The sequence below is a fragment of the Ruegeria sp. C9 genome, from assembly GCF_056537585.1.
The window spans coordinates 249224-270914 of sequence record NZ_JBQFRU010000001.1 but is presented as its reverse complement, the minus strand read 5'-3'; the positions used below and the strand labels follow the sequence as shown (position 1 = coordinate 270914).

19 protein-coding genes and 1 pseudogene are annotated in these 21691 nt (G+C 55.2%); 8 read left to right on the top strand and 12 right to left on the bottom strand.

Annotated elements, in window-relative coordinates; translation table 11 throughout:
• Positions 1-90: 90 nt before the first annotated feature.
• Positions 91-343: pseudogene (locus tag ACR0NE_RS01310) on the top strand (transposase); the annotation flags it as partial.
• A 132-nt stretch (positions 344-475) separates the two neighbouring features.
• On the opposite strand, the gene ACR0NE_RS01305 reads toward ACR0NE_RS01310, so the two are convergent.
• From ACR0NE_RS01305 to ACR0NE_RS01285, 5 genes are all read right to left on the bottom strand, one after another.
• Positions 476-3268: a bifunctional aconitate hydratase 2/2-methylisocitrate dehydratase gene (locus tag ACR0NE_RS01305; RefSeq protein WP_170596646.1), complete on the bottom strand. Its 2793-nt coding sequence runs from the start codon at positions 3266-3268 to the stop codon at positions 476-478.
• Positions 3269-3559: 291 nt separating this feature from the next.
• Entirely contained in the window at positions 3560-4048 is a 489-nt protein-coding gene (locus ACR0NE_RS01300) for an aminomethyltransferase family protein (protein ID WP_170596648.1), read from the bottom strand.
• A 1-nt stretch (position 4049) separates the two neighbouring features.
• Positions 4050-6920, bottom strand: coding sequence for a 2Fe-2S iron-sulfur cluster-binding protein (locus tag ACR0NE_RS01295; RefSeq protein ID WP_170596650.1), 2871 nt, complete (start codon positions 6918-6920; stop codon positions 4050-4052).
• Entirely contained in the window at positions 6907-7164 is a 258-nt protein-coding gene (locus ACR0NE_RS01290; RefSeq protein ID WP_170596652.1) for a sarcosine oxidase subunit delta, read from the bottom strand. Before ACR0NE_RS01290 ends, ACR0NE_RS01295 begins: the two co-directional genes overlap by 14 nt.
• A gap of 14 nt (positions 7165-7178) precedes the next feature.
• On the bottom strand, positions 7179-8429 hold the full coding sequence (locus ACR0NE_RS01285; RefSeq protein WP_170596654.1) for an FAD-dependent oxidoreductase: 1251 nt from the start codon (positions 8427-8429) through the stop codon (positions 7179-7181).
• Between the two features lie 273 nt (positions 8430-8702).
• Here ACR0NE_RS01285 and ACR0NE_RS01280 point away from each other — a divergent pair, with 273 nt between their 5' ends.
• Positions 8703-9506, top strand: a complete 804-nt coding sequence (locus ACR0NE_RS01280; RefSeq protein ID WP_480459465.1) for a phytanoyl-CoA dioxygenase family protein — start codon at positions 8703-8705, stop codon at positions 9504-9506.
• A gap of 34 nt (positions 9507-9540) precedes the next feature.
• Here the strand turns inward: ACR0NE_RS01280 and ACR0NE_RS01275 are convergent, their stop codons facing one another.
• Together ACR0NE_RS01275 and ACR0NE_RS01270 are read right to left on the bottom strand one after the other, a co-directional pair.
• Positions 9541-10590, bottom strand: coding sequence for an aromatic ring-hydroxylating oxygenase subunit alpha (locus tag ACR0NE_RS01275; RefSeq protein WP_170596656.1), 1050 nt, complete (start codon positions 10588-10590; stop codon positions 9541-9543).
• A 96-nt stretch (positions 10591-10686) separates the two neighbouring features.
• On the bottom strand, positions 10687-11616 hold the full coding sequence (locus ACR0NE_RS01270; protein WP_170596658.1) for a LysR substrate-binding domain-containing protein: 930 nt from the start codon (positions 11614-11616) through the stop codon (positions 10687-10689).
• 71 nt (positions 11617-11687) lie between these two features.
• Here ACR0NE_RS01270 and ACR0NE_RS01265 point away from each other — a divergent pair, with 71 nt between their 5' ends.
• From ACR0NE_RS01265 to ACR0NE_RS01255, 3 genes are all read left to right on the top strand, one after another.
• Positions 11688-12797 carry a hypothetical protein gene (locus ACR0NE_RS01265; protein ID WP_480459464.1) on the top strand — a complete coding sequence of 370 codons (1110 nt, stop codon included), beginning with the start codon at positions 11688-11690 and terminating at the stop codon, positions 12795-12797.
• A gap of 154 nt (positions 12798-12951) precedes the next feature.
• Complete coding sequence (locus ACR0NE_RS01260) at positions 12952-13896, top strand: fatty acid desaturase family protein (protein ID WP_170596660.1); 945 nt, start codon at positions 12952-12954, stop codon at positions 13894-13896.
• Positions 13897-13899: 3 nt separating this feature from the next.
• Positions 13900-14217: a non-heme iron oxygenase ferredoxin subunit gene (locus tag ACR0NE_RS01255; RefSeq protein WP_170407016.1), complete on the top strand. Its 318-nt coding sequence runs from the start codon at positions 13900-13902 to the stop codon at positions 14215-14217.
• Positions 14218-14224: 7 nt separating this feature from the next.
• Here the strand turns inward: ACR0NE_RS01255 and ACR0NE_RS01250 are convergent, their stop codons facing one another.
• The 4 genes from ACR0NE_RS01250 to ACR0NE_RS01235 are packed head-to-tail and all read right to left on the bottom strand — an operon-like array spanning position 14225 to position 17620.
• Positions 14225-15106: an amino acid ABC transporter permease gene (locus ACR0NE_RS01250; protein ID WP_170407012.1), complete on the bottom strand. Its 882-nt coding sequence runs from the start codon at positions 15104-15106 to the stop codon at positions 14225-14227.
• A 53-nt stretch (positions 15107-15159) separates the two neighbouring features.
• Positions 15160-15993 (bottom strand): transporter substrate-binding domain-containing protein, encoded by an 834-nt coding sequence (locus ACR0NE_RS01245; RefSeq protein WP_170393843.1) that lies wholly within the window; start codon positions 15991-15993, stop codon positions 15160-15162.
• A gap of 36 nt (positions 15994-16029) precedes the next feature.
• The gene (locus ACR0NE_RS01240; RefSeq protein ID WP_170407009.1) at positions 16030-16872 is read right to left on the bottom strand and encodes an amino acid ABC transporter permease; all 843 of its coding nucleotides are present in this window, start codon (positions 16870-16872) and stop codon (positions 16030-16032) included.
• Between the two features lies 1 nt (position 16873).
• The gene (locus ACR0NE_RS01235) at positions 16874-17620 is read right to left on the bottom strand and encodes an amino acid ABC transporter ATP-binding protein (RefSeq protein WP_480459463.1); all 747 of its coding nucleotides are present in this window, start codon (positions 17618-17620) and stop codon (positions 16874-16876) included.
• A gap of 269 nt (positions 17621-17889) precedes the next feature.
• Between ACR0NE_RS01235 and ACR0NE_RS01230 the strand changes: the two genes are divergently transcribed.
• Genes ACR0NE_RS01230 through ACR0NE_RS01220 form a run of 3 tightly spaced genes read left to right on the top strand, consistent with a single transcriptional unit; the run spans position 17890 to position 20468 of the window.
• Positions 17890-18468 (top strand): peroxidase-related enzyme, encoded by a 579-nt coding sequence (locus tag ACR0NE_RS01230; RefSeq protein WP_170596662.1) that lies wholly within the window; start codon positions 17890-17892, stop codon positions 18466-18468.
• Positions 18469-18479: 11 nt separating this feature from the next.
• On the top strand, positions 18480-19067 hold the full coding sequence (locus tag ACR0NE_RS01225; protein WP_170393837.1) for a helix-turn-helix transcriptional regulator: 588 nt from the start codon (positions 18480-18482) through the stop codon (positions 19065-19067).
• Positions 19068-19079: 12 nt separating this feature from the next.
• On the top strand, positions 19080-20468 hold the full coding sequence (locus tag ACR0NE_RS01220; protein WP_170562108.1) for an MATE family efflux transporter: 1389 nt from the start codon (positions 19080-19082) through the stop codon (positions 20466-20468).
• On the opposite strand, the gene ACR0NE_RS01215 is transcribed toward ACR0NE_RS01220, so the two are convergent.
• The gene (locus ACR0NE_RS01215; RefSeq protein ID WP_170596665.1) at positions 20443-21687 is read right to left on the bottom strand and encodes an FAD-dependent oxidoreductase; all 1245 of its coding nucleotides are present in this window, start codon (positions 21685-21687) and stop codon (positions 20443-20445) included. The two genes, ACR0NE_RS01220 and ACR0NE_RS01215, sit on opposite strands and share 26 nt — an antisense overlap.
• Between the last annotated feature and the right edge of the window lie 4 nt (positions 21688-21691).

Sequence of the window (21691 nt, the reverse complement as noted above, 5' to 3'; positions counted from 1 at the left end):
TATTTTTAGCTCTAAGGATCGTCGCGAGTATGAATCCCTTTGCGTCAACCCCAATGTCAGTCGAGATCGTTGATTTCTGCTTGGACTCACCTCGCAGATCGCGGCTCTGATGCAAACCAGTTCAGGGAGTCTTCACAAGACAAGGGGATACGCGCTGGCATTCCAGGCCGAAAGCAACAAAGTACAACTTCAATACGACAAACGCAGATGCAAGCGGCAAAACCGCGTTGAAATCATGTTCAACAGGCTCAAGGGCTGTAGACGCGGCGCAACGCGCTATGAACGCTGCCCAAAGGTCTTTCTCACAGACATCGCTCTCGCGGAAACCGTCATCTATTGGTTGAGGATCATGACCCTACTGAAGTGGCCAAAATCTCTTACCACAATACAAGCATTGCTAAACTTATCGATTCAGAATGGGTTCTATTAAACAGCATAAGGCCGGTGCGCCTGAGCGGCGACCGGCCTTCTCCAATCAGAAATGTGCCGAATTGGAATTTGCGGGCTTGGCGACCGGAGGTGCAAAGCGGGTCAAGTCGATCCCTTCGACAGCGGCCTTGTATTCCTCGATTTTCGGAGTTCGCCCGAGGATGGCAGACAGTACAACTACCGGTGTGGAAGCCAGAAGGGATTCACCTTTCTTATCTTCCGAGTCCTCGACAACACGCCCTTGGAACAAGCGGGTAGATGTCGCCAGAACAGTATCACCTTTCTCAGCCTTTTCCTGATTGCCCATGCAAAGGTTGCAGCCCGGACGCTCAAGATACAGCGTGTTTTCGTATTCGGTTCGCGCTGATGTCTTGGGGAAAAGATCGTCGAATTCGAAACCGGAATATTCCTGAAGAATGCTCCACTCACCTTCTTCCTTTAACTCATCAACGATGTTGTAGGTTGGCGCCGCGACGACCAGAGGGGCCTTGAATTCAATCTTGCCCTCCTTCTTCTCAAGGTTCTTAAGCATCTGCGATACGATGATCAGATCACCCTTGTGGACCATGCAAGATCCGACAAATCCCAGATCCACTTTCTTTTCCCCTTTGTAGTAGGAAACAGGCCGGATCGTATCGTGCGTATAACGCTTGGAGACATCCGCGTTGTTCACATCAGGGTCGGCGATCATGGGCTCGTTGATCTCGTCCAGATCAACGACCAGTTCGGCAAAATACTCGGCATTGTCATCCGGCCTCAGGGCTGGAACTGCGCCGGATCTGATCTCGGCTATACGTGCGTCGGCTTTGTCGATCAGGCCTTGCAGGGTCCGTGCCTCATTCTCCATGCCCTTGTCGATCATGATCTGAATCCGACCTTTGGCGATTTCCAGTGACTCGATCAGGGTCTCGTCTTCGGAAATACAGATCGAAGCCTTCGCCTTCATCTCGGCCGTCCAGTCGGTGAAGGTAAAAGCCTGATCCGCCAGCAGGGTTCCGATATGAACTTCGATAATACGCCCTTGGAACACGTTATCGCTGAAAGCCTTCAGCATCTGCGCCTGTGTCGCGTGGACCACGTCGCGGAAATCCATGTGATCGGCCATTTTGCCTTTGAACGTCACCTTCACGGATTCCGGAATGGGCATGGTTGCTTCGCCCGTGGCCAGTGCCAAGGCAACGGTGCCCGAATCCGCCCCGAAAGCCACACCTTTGGACATGCGCGTATGCGAGTCGCCCCCAATGATGATGGCGCGATCATCCACGGTGATATCGTTCAGAACCTTGTGGATCACGTCGGTCATCGAGTGATATTCACCCTTGGGATCGCGCCCTGTGATCAGGCCGAAATTGTTCATAAACGCCATCAGTTTGGGGATGTTGGCTTGCGCCTTCTTGTCCCAGACCGAGGCGGTGTGGCAACCGGACTGATACGCACCATCGACGGTTGGAGAAATCACGGTCGCCGCCATCGCCTCAAGCTCTTGCGAGGTCATCAGGCCAGTGGTGTCCTGCGATCCTACGATGTTGACCTTGACCCGTACGTCCGACCCGGCGTGCAAGACCGTGCCTTCCAGTACTCCCAAAGCGTTGCGGTTAAAGATCTTTTCGACCGCGGTCAGGCCCTGTCCATCTCGGCTGATCTCTTTCGAAGGCGCAAATGCCGACTTCAGCTCGACTCCCAGTGTCTGTGCTGCAAATGTTTGCAACTTCTTGCCGAACACGATGGCGTAGGATCCGCCGGCCTTCATGAACTCCTGCTTTTGCGGAGTGAAGGACGAGGCAATATCAACAAGCTCTTTGGCGCCATCGGCGTCATAAAGCTTTTTGTCTTTCGTATTGATCGTGAGCACTGTCCCGGTTTCGACCGAGTACTTTTGCTCCAGGATAGGGCTGTCGTCATTGTTGAGGATCGGATTCCCCTCGGAATCGACTTTTTTGACCCAGTTTTTCAGGTCGATACCAATCCCGCCCGTCACACCAACGGTGGTCAGAAAGATCGGAGAGATACCGTTCGTGCCGGCCACGATCGGGGCAATGTTTACGAATGGCACATATGGGCTGGCCTGCTTGCCGGTCCAAAGCGCCACGTTGTTGACACCCGACATCCGGGACGAGCCAACTCCCATTGTCCCTTTCTCAGCAATCAGCATCACGCGTTTATCTGGGTGCTGGCGCTGTAATTCTTGAATCTCGTCTTGCGCTTGCCGCGAGATTAAGCACTTGCCATGCAGCTCCCGATCCGAGCGCGAGTGTGCCTGGTTGCCCGGCGACAGCAAGTCAGTCGAAATATCGCCCTCGGCAGCGATATACGTGACAACTTTGATCTCTTCCTCGATATCGGGCAGCTTGGTGAAGAACTCGGCCCGCGCATAGCTTTCAAGAATGACGCGTGCGACCGGATTTCCGGCAGAAAACGCCTCCTTCAAACGATCCGTATCAGCTTCATATAGGAAGACCTGTGTTTTCAGCACTTCAGCCGCCTGCCCTGCGATCTCGGGATCACCACCCAAGGCCAGATCAAGAAGAACCTCAACCGAAGGACCGCCTTTCATGTGCGACAGCAGTTCAAAGGCAAAGGGTACTGAAATTTCGTCAACCAGCGCTTCGCCCTGAATGATCTCTTTCAAAAAACGTGCCTTCTCGCCAGCGGCGCTGGTCGTGCCAGGCAGCGTATTATAGATGAAATAGTTTAGAGAATCCGCACGATGCGTATGATCGACGTCCTTGATCTGCGTAACAAGCTCTTTGACAAGCGCGCCGTCATCAATCGGTTTCGGATGCAGACCCTGCGCTTTGCGGGCTTCAATTTCGTCGAGGTAGTTGGTGTAAAGGCTCATGGCTCGTTCCGGTATATGTGGCTCGATTAGCAGGGGCTCAAAGACGTTATGAACGCCCGAGGATCCTAATTGTATGCGGCGGTATACTAAATGACCGGAACTTGCAAGCCTTGCACCTGTGGCGCGATGTCCCGTCTAAAAGCAACACTTCACAAAGGATTTTGTGCCAGCCAATGATTTTCGATAAATCCGATAGGTCCTTATCTGAACCCTGTTCCCAGACGATACGCATATAGACCGCCGAGATAATGAATAGCCATGAGGCGTAAACCGCCCCTGCTTCGAATTGCGTCAGGCGGTTGCTCGGGTCAGATAATCCTGAACCATGTCGCCAAAACTCTGTTCAACCGCAAACTCAAAACCAGCCTCGCAGCGCATCACAAGTGCTTTTAGGCCAAACAACTCGGAATAGGTTACTGCGTCTTCATCAAAAGCGGTGACATGCAGATCAAGCGGGCAGGCAATAGCCATCACTTCAGCGGCTTGGGGTCCGGCGACACCAAAGAAGGTAAGGGTGTCCGATATCCGCACTATACTGATGTCCGCAGGGCAATCCGTTGGTTTGAGCTGTGCTTCCAGTGCCTCTTCCAGTTCCAGCGAAGCACGTACAATCCAGTGATTGCGTCCAATGTGATATACCTCAAACGCTTCCTGCATCGCCCTCGTGTTGGGGCGGCTTGGCAGAGAAAATTCGGCCCAATTTTGAACGACCTCGGGATCCCCTTTGAGGTCAAACAGCGCATTCAGGGTTTGGCGTTCGATCTTGACGTCGTAGCTCATCTCAGGACCTCAGGCGCTGACCCTCGGGGTCATGGAATACAGGCTTTGTGATGGTCACCGGGATCACCTCGTCTTTCAGCCGAACATGCGCGGTTTGCCCGTGTCGCTCCTGCCCGTTCTTCAGCAACGCCAGGCCAACCCAGCGATTGTTGACGACGCTCCAGACGCAGGCGGTAACCAATCCTTCGGTCGCTTCTTTGCGACCTTCGGGGGTCAGTGGCGCGCCTTCGGGCACTTGCTTGTCAGGGTCTTCGGGCAAGATGCCGACCAATTCCCGGCGTTCCCCTACCGCTTCACGGCGCAAGTGGACCGAGCGCTTGCCTAGGTAGTCGGGCTTTTTCTTCGACATTGCCCAGCCCATGCCCAAGTCATAGGCGTCCACGGTACCGTCGACCTCGTGCCCCAGCGAAAGAAAGCCTTTTTCCACACGCAAGACATGGCTGGATTCCGATCCTACAGGCAGGATACCAAAGGGTGCACCAGCCTCCATCACCTTGTCCCACAAGGCGGCCATGTGGCGTGGGGCAACGTTGACCTCATAGGATAGCTCACCGGTGAAACTGACGCGCACAACCCGCGCAGGGAACCCCGCAACCGTACCGTCCCGGAACGACATGAAGGGGAATGCCTCGGGCGACAGATCGATATCCGTACACAGCGCGTGCATGACATCGCGCGCGCGGGGACCACAAATGGTGGCGTTGTTCCACTGGCTTGTCACAGTTGTGATCATGACTTGCCAGTCAGGAAACTCGGTCTGAAGCAGCTTTTCCATGTGCTGGTTGATGGCGTCCGCGTGACCTGTTGAGGTCGAGATCATCCAGCGGTGCTGATCCAGCCGAAAGGCCACCCCGTCATCTATGATCAGACCGTCATCCGACAACATAAGACCATAGCGACCATCGCCGGGCTTCAGGCTGGACATGATGTTCGAATACAGAAAATCCAGAAAGCGCGGAACATCGCGCCCTTTAAGCTCGAACGTGCCGAGCGGCGAACCGTCGTATACGCCAACGCCTTCACGCACCGCGCGGCATTCCCGGTTCACCGCCTCTTGCAGGCCCTCACCGGGTTTGGGAAAAAACCCCGGACGGCGCCATCGGGCACCAGCCTCATACATCACTGCGCCATAATCCTTGTTCCATTGGGTCACCGGCGTGTGCCGGTAGGGGAACAACACCGAGTCCTCACGCAGCCCCCCAATCGCACCGAATGAGACCGGCGTGTAGGGAGAGCGGAATGTCGTCGTGCCAACATCTTGCAATGGAACGCCCTTTTGCAAAGCAACGGTGCCAATAATGTTGATATTGCCCGTCTTGCCCTGATCTACGCCCATCCCGCCAGTGGTGTAGCGTTTGACATGTTCCACGTTGTCATATCCTTCACGCAGCGCCAGATGCACATCGCTGACCGCAACATCGTTCTGAATATCCAGGAATGCCTTTCCGCGTTGCCCTGGCACATCTACGCGCCATAGCGGTTCAATCGAATAAGGCAGCTCTGAACCGTCATCGATGATCCGATCCAGTGTGAGATCCCCCGCCGCCGCGCCGACGGCCCGACAGGATTGAATCGGTTGATCGGGCAAAAACGCAGCGAGTTCTTCATCAAACCGAAGTGTGCTGCGGGACTGAGACCACAGGTGCACCGTCGGATTCCAACCGCCGGAATGAGCCAGCAAGTCGCAGTCGATCCAGGTGCCTGCGCCCCCGGACTTGGGAACGGCCTTGACAGCACGGATGCTTTTGTACCCTCGGATATCGGCGGCTACTGTTCCGGCATGGACGGTTATCCCCGACACCAGATCAAGAGATTCCCTTGGAACCGTGTCGCGGCTATCGAGGATCGCGTTAACCGTTACCTCAGCTGCGACCAGATCGGCGGCCACTGCGTAAGCGCTGTTGTTGTTGGTGAACAGAACCACACTCTGACCGGGTGTCACGCCCCAACGATTGACATAGGCCTGCACGGATGAGGCCAACATGACGCCCGGCCTGTCATTATTGGCAAACACCATCGACCGTTCCGTAGCCCCGGTGGCGATCACCACCTCAGCAACACGGACCCGCCAGTTGCGTTCTAGAATGCTGGCCTGATCCGGCTCGCGTTCATTGACGATCAGTAGGTTGTGTTCGCGATAGGCCCATACGGTCGCGTTCTGAAGATGGGTGACGTTTGCCATTTGGCTTAGTTCTTCAACCGCTTCGCCCACCCAATCCATCGCCGGACGCCCGCCAATGGTCAGGGTGCGGTTCAGGAGGCTGCCGCCCGCTTCGGTTCCCTCGTCTGCGAGGAAGACACGCTTGCCCGCCCGACCAGCCTCAAGTGCAGCTTGCAGGCCAGCGGGACCTGCTCCTGCAATCAAGACATCTGCATGAGCGTAGCGCGCTTCGAAATGCCCCGATGAAGGCGGGTGCGCAGGCGCTGCTGCCAGCCCCGCCGCCTTGCGAATAGACGGTTCAAACAGATGCCAGTTAGGCCATTTGAAAGTTTTGTAGTAGAAGCCCGCAGGAATAAAACGGCCAATCAATTGATTGATCCCGCCCAGATCAAACTCGGGCGATGGCCAGCAATTGACCGAGCGTGCATTCAGCCCTTCGCGCAATGGAACCGTGGTCGCTGGACGGTTGCCCGAGGCGTCCTCGCCTTCCAGCTCCACAAGCGTTCCTGGCTCTTCGGGACCGTGTCCGACAATGCCGCGTGGGCGGTGGTACTTGAAACTACGGGCTGTTACTCGCACCCCGTTTGCCAGCAAGGCCGAGGCCAGAGTGTCCCCTTCGAACCCTTTGTAAGTTTTCCTATTGAACTGGAACGTCAGAGGGCGGCTTCGATCAACACGACCACCCACTGCGCGGCGATTAATCTGAGCCATCGGGCACCTCCACAATGTCATGTGTCACGGTATCCCGCCAGATTGTCAGCCACTCGCCGCAGCCCCGTGCGTGCCACCACCGCTCTTGCACAGGCCCCATCGGGTTGGGCGTTATGGTCAGGTATTCGACCCAATCAGCATCGCTGACGGCGTTGGCATCGGGTCGAGTAGCACCGACCGGGCCGCCATAGACGAACTCGCTTTCATTGCGCTTGCCACAGAATGGGCAGGGGATGAGCATCATGATCCTGTCCCTTCCTATCTCGTCGTCGTGGTCCCGGCTTCCATCACAAATTCCAGATGGCGGAAGCGGTCCAAAGTGAACGAGGCCATCAGCGGATGCGGCTCGCCTTTGGCGACCAGATGCGCAAGCGTCAGTCCGCCCGCAGGAATGGCTTTGTATCCGCCCCACCAGCCAGCGGTCACGAACAGCCCCGGTACGTCAGTCTGATCCATGATGGGCGAGGCATCATGGGCAATATCAAGATGCCCACCCCATTGGCGCATAAGTTTGAGTTTCTTGAAGCTCGGGAAAAGCGATAGCATCGCGGTCACAGTGTCTTCGAACACATGTTGCTTGATGTCGCGACGAAAGCTTTGCCCCATATCAGGAGCGCCGCCGATCACCATCTCACCCTTGTCAGACTGGCTGAAATAGAACCCACTGTCCGGGCAATTTACGATGACATCCACCAAGGGCTTCACAGGCTCGGACACAAAGGCCGTCAGGTTCATCGTGCGCAATGGCAGCTTGAGCCCCGCTGTCTCGGTCAACGTCGTGGTATGGCCCGATACGGCCACCACAACCTTTTTCGCCCGCACGGTGCCGCGATTGGTCTCGACACCTTCGATGCGCCCATCAGCGCCACGGATCAATGCTTGCACGGCGGTCTGTTGGTGCATCTCCACCCCCATCGCATCCGCCGCGCGGGCATAGCCCCAGGCCACCGCATCATGACGGTTTACACCTGCGTCCGTGTGGACCATTCCGCAGATGATCGGCAGGCGCGCATCTGGCCCACCGCCTGTCAGCGCAGGTATGCGTTTGCGCAATTCTTCTGCGGTGATTTGTTCATATGTCGAGCCATAGATGTCCATGACCAATTGCCGTCGCCGCAACTCTCGCAGTTTGGGCCAGGTCTGCACCACATCCACCATGGTGCGCTTGGAATGCATCATGTTGAAGTTCAACTCATGCGTCAGCCCTTCGTACATCTCGACGGATTTGACGTAGAACGGGATCGACTCGTCACGCATGTAATTTGACCGAATCGTAACCGTATTGCGCGCTATGTTTCCGCCGCCCAACCAGCCCCGTTCCAGCACGGCGGCGTCGGTTATGCCAAACTCTTTGGCCAGATAATAAGCCGTGGCCAGCCCGTGACCCCCTGCCCCGATCACCGCCACCTCGTACCGGTCTTTGAGCGGCGGGCTCCGCCAGGCTCGGGACCAGTTCTTATGACCAGAAATCGCGTTACGGGCGAGTGAAAATGCCGAATATTTTTGCATAACAAGCACAATATTTATCAGAAAAAATATATCGTCAATAAATATATTTACCATTACGCAAAAACTGCTTGGGCAATCAAAGGTCGTGGGCTACCATGGCGCATGACCTTCAAAATTGAACAGTTTCATCGGAATCTTGCTGGCAAATGGTCGGCCCGATCCCGCTGGCCCTGCTTTATCATAAACTGCCGCAGTTCACCCTCTCTCTGACTCCATGCAGACCGTGGCGCTTTGCGCCTGAATTCAAACCCGCCGGGAAATGAGGCGGATGCTATGGATGGAAGAACTATGATAAACACACCGGATACAGATACTGTTCAGCAAACGTATGCGCGCGACGGCGTCGTTTTATTGAGAAACATCCTCAGGGACGATTGGTTAAATAAGTTGCGTGATGCCGTGGACGAAGAGGTCAAAAAGGGTGACCGGTATTTTGCCTATAAAAATATGCGTGAAAAACCGGGTATCTTTCAGGACTATTGTCTGAACTCAGATATTGGAAAGCGCGTGGCCGAGGTGGCGGGCAGCCCCTGGACTTCGTTGATCTATGACCAAATTTTCGTGAAAGAACCTGGCACACGCACCCAGACCGGCTGGCATACAGATCAGCCCTATTGGCCTGTGGCCGGTCCCATCATGACAATGTGGATCGCACTTGATCCTGTCGACCCAGACAATGGAGCGCTGGAATTTGTCCGTGGCTCGCACGCTTGGGGCGCAAAATACCGGCCTTTCAAAACTGACCAGCTTGGCAAGTTTCTTCACTATCTGGAAGAGGATAACCCGGACTATATCGACATGCCCGATTTCGAGGCGGATCGCACTAAATATGACATATTCCACCATGAACAGATGGAACCTGGCGATGCACTGGCCTTCGATGGAATGACTGTGCATTCGGCGATGGGCAACCGAACCTCGACCCGTCGCAGGCGTGGATATGCGGTACGTTTTGCCGTTGAAGGTGCCACCTATGAACCGCGCGATAGCGTCACTGAATGGCTGCATGATGACGACCTGAAACCGGGTGCTCCCTTTGCCGGTGGGCGCTTCCCTGTCATCTATAGCAACACCTAAGATAAGGGGCCGGGAACTGGCCTCTGTTCAAGTTTCAGGCTTGCCGAATTGCACCCTCTGGCACAGCGGCCTCGGCCTCGATCGCTCGGTCGAGCACGCGTCGGTATGTTTTTGCCCCGGCATCCAAACCCAGATCAATAGGCGGTGTCTGAGCATTTTTCATGCCCTTGTGCACTTTTTCCAGCACATCTTTGTCTTCAAGAAACGCCATCCGGGCACCGTCATTCATGAACTTTGAAACCTCGGCATTGTCCGGATCAGAGTTGCGATGCTGGAACCAGAAATACCTGGTCTGATCCTCGTTGATTGGCGTCATGAAGTTGTAAGAGATGTTGATGAATGTCTCATCGACAGGATCTTTGTCATATCCACCCGTGCCAACCGGAGTATAGATGGACTTATTCAGCCCGATTGCGGGCATGCACATTTCGTAATGCTGCAAGCGGTCGCAATCGCCGTCGAACGAGACCAGTTTGGCATAGTAAGGCGATGGAGGTTTGTTTTCGATCCAGCGCGAGACAATCACGCCGCGATCTGTCTTTTTGACGTCCAGAGGCTCTTCATCCGTTCCCGCGCCGGCGAATGACGAGACATGTACCCAGGCCACGTGGCTGGGATCAAGCAGGTTGTCGCAAACCCAAAGATAATGGCAATCGATATCCATCACCCCGCCATCGGTTAGGCCCCAGCTCGTGTCATCAAAGTTTTCGATTGGGAAAATCAGGTCCGGATCAGCCAGTTCAGGATCGCCCATCCAGATCCAGAGCAGGCGATAGCGGTCGACAACTGGATAAGACTTCACCACCGCGCGCCGAGGCGTCATCCCCCGCTGCGTTGGGCTGTCCGTACATTTGCCCGAACAATCGAATGTCAGCCCGTGGTAGCCGCATTCGACCAGATCCCCTTTCAGATTGCCATCGGATAGCGGGAGCTTGCGATGCGGGCAGGCATTCTCAAGCGCAACGGGCGTCCCATCCTGCTGACGATAGAGCACAATGTTCTCACCCAGATATGTCTCAGCCTTCAGTTCACGCCCGATATCCTTGCTCCAGGCGGCAACATACCAGCAATTTCTGAGGTACATGGTTTGCTCTCCAATTTGATCAGTTGGCTTAGCGCCATTATGACAGCGTCAGTGCAATACACCATTCTGGATTTGTAATGATACATATAAGGCAAGCTAATTCGGCAGCATTACCGTCGGGGGCAGATCGGGCTGCGAAGCAACTTCGGCCTTGATCCAGTTCAGGAACTCGCTGACTTTTTGGCTGTCTTTGCTATCAGGGCGCCGGACGAGCCAATAGGAAAGTGGCGATTGGGTCAGTTGCTGAAACGGTCGCACCAGACGGCCATCGCACAACGCATCAATAACCAGCGGTTCGCGCCCAAGCGCCACCCCCAGCCCCTCAATCGCTGCCTGTATGACCATGTTTGATTGACCCAATCGGCGCGTGCGCACTCCAGACGGCAATGTCAGATTGGATTGCCGCGCCCAGAACTCCCATGTTGGGCTGGACGTACCATGGTGCAGATTTTCATCTACCAGCAGTGTGTGCTGTGACAAATCTTCAATGCGCTTTAGTTCAGGCAACAGCGCAGGCGCGCAGACGGGAAACAGCCTTTCCCGCATAAGCAAATCCACTTCAAACCCGGGATATTCACCAAGACCATATCGAATGCCGATATCGGAATCTGCGCCGGAAAACGGATAGTATCCCGTATCCGTCGCGATCGAAATAGACAGGTCCGGGTGGGCCAAATCAAAGTGCAGAAGCCTTGGAAACAGCCAGTTGAATGCAAACCCCGGCAAGCATGAAATCACGATGGTCCGGTCCGCACGCGTTCGATCGCGAAGTTGCGCACACACATCTGAAATGCGCCCCAACCCATCCGAGATTGCCTGCGCCAATTGCTCACCTTCGCGGGTAGGTCGTGATTGCCGCGCACCGCGCACCAGCAAATCCCGCCCAAGCCATTCCTCAAGCGATCTGACGTGCTGGCTGACGGCACTTTGGCTGACCCCCAGCTCCTCGGCGGCGGGTGAAAAGCCGGAGTGGCGTACAACTGCCTCAAAGGCTCGCAGCGCGGAGTATGGCAGATTCAAGATCATATTAGTCATCCTAATGTCAGCCATTATCACTTTCAAATGGATTGCCGGCGGCCCTGGGCCGTAAGTTGATAATGTCAAATAATCAGGAGATGTCGATGTCCGACATGACGCCAGAGCGGGGCGCTTACAATCTGCTGGTCAATTGCGCCCGCGCGGCGGCGGGTGACAGGCTGCTGATTGCCTATGAACCTGCAGAGTTTGGATATTTCGACGCCGACAGCGTAAATGTTGTCAGTCAGGCGGCCCGTCAACTTGGGCTGGGGGTCGACACGGTTGATGTAGGCTTCAATCCGGACAATCCGCAATTATCGCCCGATCTGCTTGCCCGGTTCGAAGCGGCAGACATCATTCTATTTCTGGCCCGGCTTGGGGATCAGTTGCGGTTCTCGGACATGCCGCAGGGTAAGAAAGTCATCGTTAGCTTCGCTTTAACCAAAGAAATGCTGGGATCTGGTTTCTCCAACGGCCACCACGATGCGTTCATGGAGCTTAAGGCCGATATCAACACGGTCTTGGACGCGGCCAGCGAGGTGCGGATCACCTGCCCGTTGGGCACTGATGTAAGCGGTCGGCCGGTGATGAACCTGCAACCCTCGGGCGACACCTCGATCCTGCGCTTTCCGATGTCAGTCTTTACTCCGGTTCCTGCCCACAGTTTCTCGGGCCGTGTGGCGATCAGTTTTCTGACGGGAACGGGGTCGAAGTATTACGATGACTACACCATCGAATTCGACCACCCTGTCTTTGCGATGATGGAGAATGGACGGCTGCAGCGTTTTGACGGCGATCCCGCCAACGCCGCACGGGCCGAGGCGCATTATGACCGGGTAGCCAACCAGTTGGGAATTGATCGCAATTTCGTGCACTCTTGGCATGCAGGTATCCATCCGGGCTGCGGCTACCCCTGGGATATGCGCGAAAACTATGAACGCTGGGGCGGCTCCGCTTTCGGAAATCCACGCATCCTGCATTTCCACACCTGCGGGGCGTACGCCCCCGGTGAAATCAGCTGGAACGTTATTGATCCTTCCATCGAAATCGATGGGGTAACTTATTGGAACCACGGTACATTCCATGCCGAACGGTTGCCTTGCGGCCAATCAATCCTAGATCGGCACCCTTGCGCGGCCGCCCTGTTCGCCCATCCCGATCCGGATATCGGTCTGCGTGCAGTTGGCTGATCAATAGCGGCTTGATCGAATCACAAGCTGTGGAAATACTCTTTGATAATAGGGTCTGTTCGAGTTGGCCCTATGGTGCGGAGCACTCCCGTCTCCGGTGCCGGAATATGCGCAGAGGGCAAGACCCCCGCTCCGGCAAAATCATGGAAATCACATGTCAAAAGCTATCGTCACGCCGCTGACTCAGGCTCTGGCCGAAGGAAAACTGACACGCGAAGAGCTTAAAGGATTCATGCAACGCTCGAACGGGCCCGGATTGCGCCATTTGGCGCTTTGGTTTCTGGTTCTGGCCTGCACGACAACGCTGATCACTCTAGCCTGGAACAGCTGGCTGATCTGGCCCGCGATGTTTCTGCAAGGGGTCGTCTTGGTGCATCATTTCTCGCTTCAGCATGAGTGTGTGCACTATACCGTGTTTCGCACCCGGTGGTTGAATGATCTGGTTGGTCAGATTTGCGGGCTGATCATCATTCTGCCCCATCGGTTCTTCCGATACGAACATTGTGATCATCACACATATACGCAATTGAACGGAGAGGATCCCGAACTAATCCCGCTGCCCAAATCCCTTCGCGAGTACTTTCTGTACCTGTCAGCCCTGCCTTATTGGCGCGGTAAGTTCACTGAGCTGTTCCGACATGCCTTTGGGAAGCTCAGCAAGGCCGAGTTGAGTTTCATTCCCAAAGAGGAGCATCAGTCGGTCTATTGGGACGCGCGCCGCATGCTGGCCATTTACGCTTTGATCTTTCTGGCTATGGCCTTCACCGGATGGTGGGGATTGATCTGGTATTGGATCATACCCCTGTTTCTGGGTGAGCCGGTGATGCGATTCATACGAATGACCGAGCATGTCGGACGTCCCACCGTGGCGCAGATGTCAGAAAACACGCGCACCAATCTGGTGTCAAAGCCGATGTCATTTTTATGCTGGAATATGAACTATCATGCCGAACATCACTATGTCGCCTCAGTTCCCTTTCACGCTCTGCCCCGTCTGCATGAGAAGTTAAAGGATCATATCTTCGTCGAGAAAGGTGGATATCTGGCTGCGCATCGCGACATTCTGCGGCAGATCATGCAACGCAAAGCCGAGGCCTGAGAGATGGTGGCAGACAAATCTTGGCGCGATGTGATCGAGGCATCGAAGCTGGAAGAAAACTGGGTCACGCGGGTTCAGATCGGGCCGAGATTGATTGCAGTTTATGATACACCCAGCGGTGTCTATGCCTCGCTGGCATTGTGCAACCATGGTGGGGCTGATCTGTGTGACGGCTATTTTGATGGGCATGTTATCGAATGCCCATTGCACCAGGGCGCGTTCGATGTGCGTGATGGCAAGCCCGTTTCAGCGCCCGCGACCCGAGCAATGCGGGTTTTTGAGACACGGATTCAGGATGGAATGGTTCAGGTCCGAATGTGACCTGAACCTAGCGCTTGTCAGATCGTTTCTCTAGCCGCGCAAAGATGCGGCTGAGGCCGAAGCAGACGACAAAATAGAATGCAGCCGTTGTGATCCATGCCTCAAAGATCATCCGGGACGAAGCGACCAACTCGACGGTCTTGTAGGTCAGTTCCTGAACCGAGATCAGCGACAAGATCGAGCTGTCCTTGATTAGTGAGATGAACTGGTTGGCCAGCGGCGGCACGACCTTTTTCATCGCCTGCGGCAGCACGACATAGCGAAGCTCTTGCAAACGGCTCATCCCGATCGAGCGTGCAGCTTCGCGCTGACCTTTCGGGATCGACTGGATACCTGCTCGGACAATTTCGCCGACAAATGCGCTTTCAAACAGCGCCAGAACGATGACACCTGAGACAAGCGACGGAAAACGCCGCATCTCACCAAAGAAAAATGTCCAGATCTGGTTGTCTTCTTGCCGCGCAATTCCACGTGCCCAGCGTTCAAGGTTTAGTGCGTCGATCAGTTGCTGCGACAGGAAGAAAAAGAAAATAAAGACAACAACAACCGGTGGCACATTACGCAGAAATTCAAGATAAGTGCGTGCCAGCATGCGTATGGTCAGGTTGGCAGAACAGCGCGCGATCCCCAGAATTGTACCCAGAATGAGCGCCAAAATGCCGGAATAGATGCTGATACGAACCGTCGCCACCAAGCCTTGCAGCAATAGATTGGCAAAATACTCTTCTCGCCCAGTATGCCAGCCGACGATGTAGCTGGGGATCAATTCCCACCGCCACTTATAGTTCAGCGTACCTTCGATCGACAGCCAGATATATCCGAAGAAGGCGATCAATACCGCCACGATCAGATAATCTGGCCATCTGAGTTTTTTAAGAAATTCAGGCACCTGGGCGCTCCGCTTCAGGCCCGAGGGCGGCTGACCCGCCCCCGGCTAATTGGTTATTGGGCAACCTGGTCTGCCCACTCTTCAGTTGCGAACCAATAGTTGTGACGCTCTTCCAACCAACCCGACCGCCAGTTCTGAGCGATCCAATTGTTGAAAAAGTTCATGGCATCCGGATCGCCCTTGCGTACTCCGAACGCTTCGCCACGCGGATCATAGAGGTTATCGAACGGAACGGTCAGAGTTTCCGGATGGCGACCGGCCTCGCGGTTCGGCGTAGGTTGAGCCGCCATCGAAGCATGCGCGTTTCCGTTTAGCACTTCTTGCGTTGATGCACCGTCTTCATCAAACAACAGCAGCGTCGCGTTGGGGAAGTTTTCCGCGATCACCGTAGCTGGTGTCGCCCCGCGACGAGCGGCAAAGGTGACCTCAGGTTTATTGAAATCTTCCAAAGACATACCATCGGTCAACTGTTTGTTAGCCATAATAGCTAGGCCCGAATACGCGTAAGGATCGGTGAAGTTGATCGTCAAGTTTCGCTGCGCAGTCACCGACATGCCCGAGATGATCACGTCGAAATTGCCAGATACGAGCGCCGGGATGATGCCATCCCAGGCGGTCGGTACAAACTCGACCTCTACACCCATGTCCTCGGCCAGCTTGCGACCGACATCCAGTTCGAACCCGATCAGATCACCATTCTTGTCGCGCATCGACCACGGCACGAACAGCGAAAGACCAATCCGGATTACCCCATCCTGTTTGATCGTTTCAATCACACTTTCGCGGGACAGTTCCTGAGTCGCACTTTGCGCCCAGCCTGAGGTCGCCATGCCTGTTGCCACGACCGCGCCCAGGGCCGCCCCGAGCATTCTGCGAGATAGCTTCATCTTGGTTCTCCTTGTTGTCCGGTTGAGTTCTTGTGGTTATTGGTCGACGGCATATTTCTTCTCCAGATAGCTAACGCCAATCGACAGGATCAGGGTCACCACCAGATAGACCAGCGCGATGGTGAACCATATTTCGAAACTCATATACGTGTCGGATATGATATTGCGTCCGAATGTGGTGAGTTCGGCCACGGCAATGACGCTGACAATAGCCGAGGATTTAATCAAGTGGACGACCTCGCCCGTCATGGGCGGCAGCATAAAGCGAACAGATTGCGGTAGAATGATATATCTGTAGGTCTGATAGGGGGTCATACCGATAGACTTGGCCGCCTCCCACTGACCAGATGGGATGGCGTTGATCCCCGCCCGCAGGATTTCTGAAATCAAGGCTGAATGAAACACCGCCAAGGTCAAGATGCTGGCGGTATATCGATCAAATCCAAAGATAGGACCCAGGACATAATAGAACAGGTAAAGCAGAACCAGCAGCGGGATATTGCGGATCAGTTCAAGGTAGGCAACCGCGACAGCCGTACCAATCACCAAGCCCGACAAGCGCAGTAGCGCCACCAGTAACCCGATGACGGTTGCCAGCAGAAACGATATGACGGACAGTTTGATCGTGGCGACCAGTCCGATGGGAATTTCGCCCCACTCGAACCCAATCTCGGTGTTGCGGTACAGGAATTGGGGCACGCGATACCACTGCCAATTATAGCCCATACCCTGCGCGCCAACATATGACCCGTAGGCGATCAACCCGACAATAACCGCATAGATCACGACGGACACTAACACCGAGCCAAAGAACCGCTTGTATAGTGGCGGCTTCGGCAGCGCTTGCCCGCGTCCCTGTGATATGCCCAGATCGGTCACGTTAGTGTTCCAATATCTGGTTCAGGAATAGACGGCAGCGCTCGCTTGACGGGTTGGTGAAGAACTGATCGGGCGGCGAGATTTCAACGATCTGCCCCGACTCCATAAAGACCATCGTGTCGGCGACCTTGCGCGCAAACCCCATCTCATGCGTGACAACCACCATGGTCATGCCCGTATCGGCCAGTTCAACCATCACATCCAGCACCTCATTGATCATTTCGGGATCAAGCGCGGATGTCGGTTCATCAAACAGCATGATCCGTGTTTCCATGCATAAGGACCGCGCGATCGCGACGCGCTGTTGCTGCCCCCCCGACAATTGCGCCGGGTACTTGTCGGCCTGCTCGGGGATGTGAACGCGATCAAGATAGTTGCGCGCGGTTTCCTCGGCCTGCGCCTTGGATAGCTTGCGCACCTTCATCGGTCCGATCATCAGGTTTTCAAGCACAGTCAGGTGCGGAAACAGGTTGAACTGCTGGAAGACCATGCCGACTTCCTGTCGCAGTTCACGGATTTCCTTGGCACCTTCATAGACTTCGATCCCATCGATCACGAGACGCCCGGAATTATGCCACTCTAACCCGTTGAAACAGCGGATCAGCGTGGATTTTCCCGATCCGGACGGGCCGCAGATTACCACCTTCTCGCCCTGATGAACGGTCAGATCGATGTTCTTGAGCGCATGGAAAGTCCCATAGAACTTATCCAGATTGGTCACTTCGATCATGGGGGAGAGCTGTGTCATGCCGAACCTGTCAAGATGCGGATCAGCTGGCGTCGCTGATCTATGACGCTGTGGTAGTGCGATCGCAACATGAAGTCATGCACGCATGCGCACGAAGTCATTCGCGGCGATTCAGGCAGAGTGGAGAGATCTGGCAAAGCTTCAGAATCCTCAAATTCGTTGCGCGCTGTTCAATATGGTTGCTTAATGTGCAATATTCGTCAATAAAAAACTCAGCCGAACGGCACACGCCGCGAAAATAGAAACAGAAAACACGAGAGGAAACGTGAATGTCCGCCTGGATTCGGATGATATCTGACGAAGATGCCGACGAGCACCTGAGAGCGACTCTGGATCTGGCGCGCACACCACACGGGACCGTGGACAACGTGATGCGCGTGCATTCACTGCGTCCCAACACCATGAAAGGTCACGTCATTCTGTATCGCGCGTGCCTGCATGATGAAGCCAATTCCATACCCATGTGGTTTCAGGAAGTCATCAGCTCTTACGTATCGACGTTGAACACCTGCCCCTATTCTTATGCCAACCATTGGGCAAACGCCCGACATCTGATCGGTGACGACGCACGCGCCGACGCAATCGAGGCCGCGTTAAAGGCCCATCGTCCGCAGGACACATTTGAAGGTGCGCAGTTGGCCGCGCTGATCTATGCGCAAAAGCTGACCCTGTCGCCGGGTGCAATGGAGGAATCCGAAGTTCGCGCATTGAAAGATGCAGGCTGGGAAGACGGAGAGATTCTCGAGATCAACCAGATCGTCGGATATTTCAATTATGCCAACCGATTGCTGAATGGTCTGGGTGTCACAACGGAAGGGGACGTGGTGGGCTACTACGCCGAGGATTGACGGATTGAATCATGCACGATGACACGCCGGGAAGACAGATTGATCGCGCTATTGGTGCCTCGCTCAGGGAGCTGCGCCAAAGCCGCAAGCAATCCGCCCGTCGGTTGGCAGAACAGTCTGGTATCTCGGCTGCAATGGTCAGCCGTATCGAAAACGGGTTGGTCTCTCCGTCAATCGATACGCTGGCTGCACTTGCCGAGGCGTTGGAAGTGCCAATCGTATCGCTGTTTCGCGAAGCGCGGACAGATCACACCGACTATACACTGGTTCGCCATGGCGAAGGGCTAAAGTCTACGCGACTGGCGGGCGGCCATTCGCACGAATACGTCAACCTTGCGCTGCATTCCCGGAAGGACCTGCGCTTTCAGGCCCGTCGTGTCACGTTGTTGCGCGACGAGGGGCAGCCACCCACTTATGTCGGCCATGGCGTCGTGTTTGTGCAGGTTCTCGAAGGGCAGGCCATCTATCGCTATGGCGAAGCCCGATTTACTCTTTCAGCAGGAGACAGCATCAGCGTCGATGCAGAGCTGAATCACGGCTTCGAAGAGGTTCTGACCCCAGAGTTCGTATTCCTGACCGTTCAGGCCGAACGTCCGTAGTGGCCAGTTGATATGGCCATCCCAACTGAAATTGATCTGACGCGCGGGCCAATCTCGACCCATTTCCGAACCCTGGCGATCCCGGGCGCAATCGGGATGTTGTTCAACACTCTCTACAACGTTGTCGACATGTTCTTCGCCGGCCTTCTCTCGACCAGCGCGCAGGCTGGATTGGCACTAGGGTTTCAGGCCTTTTTCATTGCCATTTCGGTCGGGGTCGGGTTGGGTGCCGCGATGAGCGCGCTGGTCGGCAACGCATTAGGCGCTGGAGACACTCGCGCAGCGCGGCGGTTTGCGGCACAGGGAATGATCTATGGCTTCATTGCAGCCTGTGTTCTGGCGGCGGCTGGTCTCTGGTACGGCCCTGCGCTGATAAATCTGGTTTCGGAACCGGGACCTTATCGCGATGCAGGTTTACGTTATTTCCACTGGCTCCTATTGGCCTTGCCCGGATTTCTACTGGCCTTCGGTTGCAATGGCATTCTTCAGGCACATGGTGACGCGGTATCGATGCAACGCGCCCTCATGGTGGCGTTTTTTGCCAATATCGGTCTGAACCCCCTCTTGATCTACGGCATTCCGGGCGTGATCCCGGGCATCGGATTTGATGGCCTCGCTGTATCGACGGTGATCAGCCAGACCGGTGTGATGGTGTTTCTGATCCGTCAGGTCCTCAGACGCCGCAGGATGAGGCGCATGCGCCCCCGAAACTTCATTCCGCGCCTACAGAAGTTCAAGGAGATCTCGGTTCAGGTACTTCCGACAGCGACATCTTTCTTCGTGATGCTGCTGTCAGGTTTCGTCATGCAGTTTGCCCTGAAGATCTTTGGAGAGCACGCAATCGCTGGCTTTGGCATTGCCATTCGGCTTGAGCAGATTTTGCTTTTGCCGGTGCTGGGGGTCACGGGGGCACTGCTGCCCATCGCGTCCCAGAATTTCGGTGCCCGCGACTATGAAAGGGTACGCGAGGCACTGTTTTATTGCTGGAAAGTCGGGTTCATCATGACCGCCATCGCAGCCCCCATTTTGTGGATTTTTGGCCGCCTTATGATGGGCTTTTTCACCGACGATCCCGAAGTGATCCGCGTCGGACTTAGCTATCTACGTGTCGATAGTTTGATCCTCCCGATCTACATGATGCTTTTTTCCATCAACTCGCTATTGCAAGCCTTGAAGCGACCGATCTGGACCGTGTGGATCAGCCTATATCGTCAAGGATTTGGCGTCGCCTTTTTTGTCTGGATTTTCGTCGGCCTGCTCGGCTTTAACGAAATTGGTGTCTGGTTCGGCACCGCAGGTGCCGTGGTGACTGGCTGGATGATCGCGTTGCTGATGACGTCCCATGTGGCTCAAAAAGAGCTGGGCGGGCTTTGGCTCAGGACGAGAACCGATCTGGGCTAAAGGCTTCTATATCGATGTCCGGTGATCTGCCAGCAATTACATCTGCGATTATACGCGCCGTCGTCGCGCCTAGTGTCAGGCCAAGCTGTCCGTGACCCGTCGCAAAGGCGACGTTAGCCAGTCGCCTGCTGCGGCCAATGATCGGACGTGTGTCCGGTGTAAACGGGCGGCGACCCATCCGGCGTTCCGCATTATCGGTCTTCAAACCCGGTAATACGCGGAATGCACGCCTGACCAGCACATCGGCTCGGTTCCAATTCGGCTGCGCGTTCAGGTCGGCAAATTCTGCGGTACCGGCCACTGCCAGCGCCTGCTGATACGGTGTAATGCCAAACCCGCCTTTGGCATAAAACACCGTATGGCGGAGCTCGACCCCGCTATCTTTCAACGCAGTCGAATATCCGATCACCCCTTCCATCCTCAGTTGAACGCCCAGCGTCTTGGCCAAGATTCTAGACGGCGTTCCCGCAGCGATGACGAAATCATCTGCGCTGATCGATCGCCCATCGCTCAGCTTCACGCTTTTCACATGTTGTCCGTCCTGCGTAAAACCGATTGCTCTTCCTGCCACGACAGCCCCGCCGCGGCTGCTAAAACTCTGCGTCAGCGTTTCAACCAATACCTTAGGGTCAGCCACAAAACTCCAGTCTCTAAGCAAAGCTGCATGTTTGAAATCAGATGCTATTGCAGGATCGATTTCATGCGCTTCCTGACCTGTAACTTGATCAATCGTGCAGCCCAACTCACGCGCCAACTCAAAAGCTGGGCGCATGGTCGCAAGGTCATTGTCGTCGTCAAACAACTTGATTACCGGCCGTTCGACCAAAACCTCAGGATGGCCTACATCTAAAAGCTGAGCCTTGAAATCCGCTGTTGCAGCAAACGTAAGTCTTGCCAGATCGGAGGCGATTGCGCGCATTTTCGAGCGACGCGCATTGGCCGTAAACCGTGCAAACCACGGCAGCAATTTCACCGCTGAGGCCGGGCGCAGTGTCAACGGGGCCTCGGCATCCAGCAACCAGCCCGGCACTTTCATCAGCATCCCCGGCTGCGACAACGGCACGATCTCACCCACTGCGATACACCCGCAGGAAGCCCAACTCGCGCCCTCACCAACCGGACCCGGTTCTACGACGGTGACCTCGTGGCCCTGCGACTGCAATGTCAGCGCACAGGATATTCCGACGATGCCGCCGCCAATTACAACCAACCGTGCCATTACT

Excerpts from the sequence above, each read along its gene's own strand:
- ACR0NE_RS01215 (WP_170596665.1), bottom strand. The coding sequence starts at position 21,687 with ATGGCACGGTTGGTTGTAATTGGCGGCGGCATCGTCGGAATATCCTGT.
- ACR0NE_RS01245 (WP_170393843.1), bottom strand. The coding sequence starts at position 15,993 with ATGAAGCTATCTCGCAGAATGCTCGGGGCGGCCCTGGGCGCGGTCGTG.
- ACR0NE_RS01300 (WP_170596648.1), bottom strand. The coding sequence starts at position 4,048 with ATGAGCTACGACGTCAAGATCGAACGCCAAACCCTGAATGCGCTGTTT.
- ACR0NE_RS01260 (WP_170596660.1), top strand. The coding sequence starts at position 12,952 with ATGTCAAAAGCTATCGTCACGCCGCTGACTCAGGCTCTGGCCGAAGGA.
- ACR0NE_RS01265 (WP_480459464.1), top strand. The coding sequence starts at position 11,688 with ATGTCAAATAATCAGGAGATGTCGATGTCCGACATGACGCCAGAGCGG.
- ACR0NE_RS01285 (WP_170596654.1), bottom strand. The coding sequence starts at position 8,429 with ATGCAAAAATATTCGGCATTTTCACTCGCCCGTAACGCGATTTCTGGT.
- ACR0NE_RS01275 (WP_170596656.1), bottom strand. The coding sequence starts at position 10,590 with ATGTACCTCAGAAATTGCTGGTATGTTGCCGCCTGGAGCAAGGATATC.
- ACR0NE_RS01220 (WP_170562108.1), top strand. The coding sequence starts at position 19,080 with ATGGCCATCCCAACTGAAATTGATCTGACGCGCGGGCCAATCTCGACC.
- ACR0NE_RS01280 (WP_480459465.1), top strand. The coding sequence starts at position 8,703 with ATGGATGGAAGAACTATGATAAACACACCGGATACAGATACTGTTCAG.
- ACR0NE_RS01225 (WP_170393837.1), top strand. The coding sequence starts at position 18,480 with ATGCACGATGACACGCCGGGAAGACAGATTGATCGCGCTATTGGTGCC.
- ACR0NE_RS01230 (WP_170596662.1), top strand. The coding sequence starts at position 17,890 with ATGTCCGCCTGGATTCGGATGATATCTGACGAAGATGCCGACGAGCAC.
- ACR0NE_RS01290 (WP_170596652.1), bottom strand. The coding sequence starts at position 7,164 with ATGATGCTCATCCCCTGCCCATTCTGTGGCAAGCGCAATGAAAGCGAG.
- ACR0NE_RS01255 (WP_170407016.1), top strand. The coding sequence starts at position 13,900 with ATGGTGGCAGACAAATCTTGGCGCGATGTGATCGAGGCATCGAAGCTG.
- ACR0NE_RS01305 (WP_170596646.1), bottom strand. The coding sequence starts at position 3,268 with ATGAGCCTTTACACCAACTACCTCGACGAAATTGAAGCCCGCAAAGCG.
- ACR0NE_RS01270 (WP_170596658.1), bottom strand. The coding sequence starts at position 11,616 with ATGATCTTGAATCTGCCATACTCCGCGCTGCGAGCCTTTGAGGCAGTT.
- ACR0NE_RS01295 (WP_170596650.1), bottom strand. The coding sequence starts at position 6,920 with ATGGCTCAGATTAATCGCCGCGCAGTGGGTGGTCGTGTTGATCGAAGC.
- ACR0NE_RS01235 (WP_480459463.1), bottom strand. The coding sequence starts at position 17,620 with ATGACACAGCTCTCCCCCATGATCGAAGTGACCAATCTGGATAAGTTC.